We start from the raw sequence: 5276 nt of genomic DNA, 5'->3' as shown, positions 1-5276 counted from the left end.
TGCGGCCTGCCGACGGGCGCTTGCGGGCGGTGGACGCGCGCGAGCCGGACCGCCCCGAGCCGCGGCCCGCGGCCGCAGTCGTGGTGGTCCTGCCCGTACCCGTGCGTCCCGCCATGTCACACACGGTAGCCCGGTTCGGTGATCGAACCGGGGACCGACGCGGGTGTGGAGGGGTCGACGACCCCTCCACACACTCAGACGGCGATGACCGTGGGGACGATCATGGGGCGGCGGCGGTAGGTGTCCGACACCCAGCGGCCGACGACGCGCCGCACGCCCTGGGCGATCCGGTGCGGGTCGGTGACGCCCTCGTTCTCCAGCCGGGACAGCTCGTCCTCGACCAGCGACTGGGCGGCGTCGAGCGCCTTCGGGTCGTCGGAGAACCCGCGCCCGGAGAGCGTCGGACGCGACAGCGCACGGCCGGTCTTGTGGTCGATCGCCACGTTGATCGCGATGAAGCCGCCCTCGCCGAGCGCGATACGGTCGCCGAGAGTGGTCTCGCCCACGTCACCGACCGACAGCCCGTCGACGTAGACCTGCCCGACCTCGACCCGGCCGGTGATCGCCGCGCGGCCGTCGACGAGGTCCACGACCACGCCGTTCTCCGCGATGACCACCGACTCCTCGGGTACTCCCGTGCGACGCGCGAGCGCGGCGTTGGCCCGCAGGTGGCGCCACTCCCCGTGCACGGGCATGACGTTCGACGGGCGCACCGCGTTGTAGAGGAACAGCAGCTCGCCGGCCGGGGCGTGCCCGGAGACGTGCACCTTGGCGTTGCCCTGGTGCACGACGGTCGCGCCGAGCCGGGTCAGCCCGTTGATCACGCCGAACACGGCGGTCTCGTTGCCCGGGATCAGCGAGCTGGCCAGGATGATCGTGTCGTCCGGGCGGATCGTGATGCTGCGGTGGTCCCCGCGCGCCATCCGGGACAGCGCGGCGAGCGGCTCACCCTGCGATCCGGTGGAGACGAGCACGAGCTTCTCGTCGGGCAGGCGCATCGCCTCGTCGATGTCGACGAGCAGCCCGTCGGGGATGTTCAGCAGCGAGTGGTCGTCGGCCAGGCCCATGTTGCGGACCATCGAGCGCCCGGTCAGGCACACCTTGCGGCCGTGCGCGTGCGCGGCGTCGAGCACCTGCTGGACGCGGTGCACGTGGCTGGCGAAGCAGGCCAGGATGATCCGCGACGGCGCCCGGCGGACCAGGTCGGAGATGACCGGCCCGATGTCGGCCTCGGGGGTGACGAAGCCCGGCACCTCGGCGTTGGTGGAGTCGACCAGGAACAGGTCGACGCCCTCCTCGCCCAGCCGGGAGAACCCGCCCAGGTCGGTGAGCCGCCCGTCGAGCGGGAGCTGGTCGAGCTTGATGTCACCGGTGTGCAGCAGCAGCCCGGCGGGCGTGCGGATCGCGACGGCGACGGCGTCGGGGATCGAGTGGTTGACCGCGAAGTACTCGCAGTCCCACCCGCCGTGGGACACCCGGTCGCCCTCCTTGATCTCCTGCAGGTGCGGGGTCAGGCGGTGTTCCTTGCACTTGGCCGCGACCAGGGCGAGCGTGAACCGGGACCCGACGACGGGGATGTCCGGGCGCATGCGCAGCAGCCACGGCACGGCACCGATGTGGTCCTCGTGGCCGTGGGTCAGCACGAGCGCGTCGATGTCGTCGAGGCGGCCCTCGAGGGTCCGGAAGTCGGGCAGGATCAGGTCGATGCCCGGCTCGGAGTCGGACGGGAACAGCACGCCGCAGTCGACGACGAGCAGCCGGCCCTCGTACTCGAAGACGGTCATGTTGCGACCGACCTCGCCGATGCCGCCGAGCGCGTAGACGCGCAGGCCGCCCCGTGCGAGGGCGGGTGGCGGGGCGTCCGGGAGCTCCGGGCGCTCGATGTTCTCCGGCGGCGCGGAGAGCGTCCGGCCGGGCCGGTTGCGTCGGTCGTTGCGCTGGGGACTCACAGGGGTTCGTGCCTCACATGGGTTCGTGTTCTCTGGTTCGCGTTCTGGGGGCCCGCTCGGGTGCGGAGCCGGCGCACCTGCTCAGGTGCGGTGGTATGCGACCTCGGCGCCGACGTCGGCTGCGGTGCGTCCGCCCAGGGCGCCGTGGCCGGGCTGGTAGGTGGGGGCGTTCGGGCGGGCCTGCGGGTCCAGCGCCACCCCGGCGACGGCGAGGTCGCCGGCGATCGCCGCGACCTGGTCCTCGGTGGCGGGCGGCAGCGGCAGCCGGGTGTCGCCGACGTCGATGCCGCGCAGCCGCAGTGCCGTCTTGGCGAACACCGCGCCGCCGACCCGGCCCATCCCGCGGATCACCGGGAGCATCGCGTAGTGCAGCGCACGGGCCCGCTGGTGTTCACCGGCGTGGTAGGCGTCGATCATGGCGCGCAGCCGGTCGGCGACGACGTGGCCGATCACGCTGACGAAACCGACCGCCCCGACCGAGAGCCACGGCAGGTTCACCGGGTCGTCGCCGGAGTAGTAGGCCAGCGTGGTCGTGGCGAGCACCTCGGTGCCGACCCGCAGGTCGTTGCGTGCGTCCTTCACCGCGACGATGCGCGGGTTCTGCGCCAGGCGCTGGAAGGTGTCGACATCGATGCCGATCACGCTGCGCGGCGGGATGTCGTAGAGCATCACCGGCAGGTCGCCCGCGTCGGCGACGGCGGTGAAGTGGGCGAGCAGGCCCTCCTGCGGCGGCCGCGAGTAGTACGGCGTCACCACGAGCAGTCCGTGCGCACCGGCGCGCTCCGCGCTGCGGGCCAGCTCGATCGAGTGCGCGGTGTCGTAGGTGCCCGCCCCGGCGACGATCGTCGCCCGGTCCCCCACCGCCGACACGACGGCGCGGATCAGCTCCGACTTCTCGATGTCCGACGTCGTCGGTCCCTCACCGGTCGTGCCGTTGACGACCAGCCCGTCGTTACCGAGATCGACCAGGTGGTTCGCCAGCTCCTCGGCCTTCGCCAGGTCCAGCTCGCCGTCGGCGTCGAACGGCGTGACCATCGCGGTCAGCACCTCGCCGAACGGTCGGCGCGGCGGGTGCTGCTGCCCGCCGGGGGCGGGCTCGGGACCGGTGCTCATGACTGGTGACGGTACCGCCCGGGGCCGACGGATCCCGGTCACATCCCGGACGGGGCGCCGCGGTAGGCCTCCACGTCGGCGGGCAGACCGGTCACCTCGACCCGCGCGGCGTCCCGGCCGAAGGCGTGCAGCACGAGCTCGGCGGGCTCGCCGGTCACCGTGACCACGCCGAAACCGGTCGCGACGACCTGGGTCGCGCCCTCCGGGCGGGCCAGGACCACGCCGACCGGGCTGCGCCGGAACAGCAGCTTGGCCTGGGTGTGCAGCAGGTTCCACAGTTGTCCGTCGCGCTCCGGGTCGGACGGGCGGGGCTCCCAGCCGGGCTCCCCGCGGCGCAGATCCTCGTGGTGGACGAAGAACTCGGCGCCGTTGGCGATCTCGTCGACCTTGCCGACCTTGAACGGCGACCACGCGGGCGGGCCCTTGCGCAGGTCGTCGATCATGTTCGGCCAGGCCGCGGACGCGTAGCCGTCCATCGCCTTGTCGGTCATGCCCGACAGGGCGGGCACCACGATCCCCGCGGCGTTCCACGGCTGCCGCTCCCGCACCAGCAGGTGGGTGAGCAGGTCCCGGGCGTTCCACCCCTCGCACAACGTCGGGCGGTCGGGGCCCGAGCGTTCGAATTCGGCACACAGGGCGGCACGTTCGGCGGTGGCGAGGCTCACCGCCCCCAACCTAGTCCGGCCCGCCCCGGGCCGCACCGCGCGACGAACGGTCGACAAACGGCTGACGGAACGCAGGCCATCTGTAGCCGGTGATACAGATCTCACCTGTCCGTGTCCGGATACTCCGGTCCGTCCCACTACACGCTTCTCGACGGGGAGAACACACGTGACGAACGCTGCCACCACGCAGCCGCCGCGGTCGATGCGCCGGATCGCGCTCGCGAGCATGACCGGCACGGTCATCGAGTTCTACGACTTCTTCATCTACGGCACCGCCGCGGCCCTGGTGTTCAACAAGGTCTTCTTCCCCGAGCTCGGGGCGGCGGCCGGTACCGCGCTCGCCCTGGCCACCTTCGGCGTCGCGTTCGTCGCGCGCCCGTTCGGGTCGGTCCTGTTCGGCCACTTCGGCGACCGGCTCGGCCGCAAGGGCACGCTGGTCACCACGCTGCTGCTGATGGGCTTCTCGACGCTGGCCATCGGCCTGCTGCCCACCACCGGCACGATCGGCGTCCTCGCGCCGATCCTGCTCGTGGTGCTGCGCATCCTGCAGGGCCTCGCCGTCGGCGGCGAGTGGGCCGGTGCCACGCTGCTGACCGCGGAGAACGCGCCGACCAAGGCGCGGGGCAAGTACGCCCTGTTCCCGCAGCTGGGCCCGTCGGTCGCGTTCGCGCTGGCGTCGGCGACCTTCCTGGTCACCGCGCTGACCATGAGCAACGAGGCGTTCCTGGCCTGGGGCTGGCGCATCCCGTTCATCGGGTCGGTGCTGCTCGTGGCCGTCGGGCTCTACGTGCGGCTCGCGCTGGAGGAGACCGCGGGCTTCAAGAACAGCGGCCCGGTCTCGACGAAGCTCCCGATCACCGAGGTCTTCACCAGCCGTCCGGCCGCGGTGTTCCTCGGCGCCGGCTCGACGACCGCGGTCTTCGCCTTCTTCTACATCGGCGTCACCTACCTGACCAGCTACGGCACCCAGCAGCTGCAGCTGCCGCGGCCGTCGGTGCTGGCCATGGGCATCGTCGGCGGCATCGTCTTCGCGCTGACGACGATCGCCTCGGCGATCCTGTCCGACCGGGTCGGGCGCCGGAAGATGGTCGTCGGCGGCAACATCGCCTCGGTCGTCGCCGGGCTCGTCGCGTTCCCGATCATCGACATCGGCACGGTGTGGTCGTTCGGTCTCGGCCTGTCGCTGGTGCTCGGCGTCGTCGGCATCGCCTACGGCCCGATCGGCGCCCAGCTGCCGGAGCTGTTCCCGACCCGGTTCCGCTACACCGGCGCCGGGATCGCCTACAACCTCGCCGGCGTCTTCGGCGGCGGCGTGGTCCCGCTGTTCGCCGCGGCGCTGGCCGCGTCGTCTCTGGGCAGCCTCGGCATCGGCCTGCTGCTCTCGGCGGTCTCGCTGATCAGCCTGCTCTGCACGCTGGCCCTGCCGCGGACCGACGCGGACTCCCTCGCCGAGCAGGACGCACAGCTCGCGGCCGCCTGACCGGCCACCGGTGCGGCCCGTCCGGGCGGGCCGCACCGCACCCACCCGGTGCCGGCGGCCGCCGGCCGG

General features: G+C 72.6%; 4 protein-coding genes. 1 reads left to right on the top strand and 3 read right to left on the bottom strand.

Annotation, left to right across the window (positions count from 1 at the left end):
• Positions 1-194: 194 nt before the first annotated feature.
• From GTW08_RS09440 to GTW08_RS09430, 3 genes are all read right to left on the bottom strand, one after another.
• Positions 195-1883 (bottom strand): ribonuclease J, encoded by a 1689-nt coding sequence (locus tag GTW08_RS09440; protein ID WP_073578270.1) that lies wholly within the window; start codon positions 1881-1883, stop codon positions 195-197.
• A gap of 147 nt (positions 1884-2030) precedes the next feature.
• On the bottom strand, positions 2031-3062 hold the full coding sequence (dapA, locus tag GTW08_RS09435; protein ID WP_073578112.1) for a 4-hydroxy-tetrahydrodipicolinate synthase: 1032 nt from the start codon (positions 3060-3062) through the stop codon (positions 2031-2033).
• A gap of 38 nt (positions 3063-3100) precedes the next feature.
• Positions 3101-3727 carry a TIGR03085 family metal-binding protein gene (locus GTW08_RS09430; RefSeq protein WP_062401167.1) on the bottom strand — a complete coding sequence of 209 codons (627 nt, stop codon included), beginning with the start codon at positions 3725-3727 and terminating at the stop codon, positions 3101-3103.
• A 166-nt stretch (positions 3728-3893) separates the two neighbouring features.
• Here GTW08_RS09430 and GTW08_RS09425 point away from each other — a divergent pair, with 166 nt between their 5' ends.
• On the top strand, positions 3894-5207 hold the full coding sequence (locus tag GTW08_RS09425) for an MFS transporter (RefSeq protein WP_083659080.1): 1314 nt from the start codon (positions 3894-3896) through the stop codon (positions 5205-5207).
• Positions 5208-5276 lie beyond the last annotated feature (69 nt).

Origin of the sequence: Pseudonocardia sp. SID8383, assembly GCF_009864975.1 — a bacterium.
Classification (GTDB): Bacteria; Actinomycetota; Actinomycetes; order Mycobacteriales; family Pseudonocardiaceae; genus Pseudonocardia; species Pseudonocardia alni.
The sequence above is the reverse complement of the archived record's forward strand: the minus strand, read 5'-3'. Positions and strand labels throughout refer to the sequence as shown.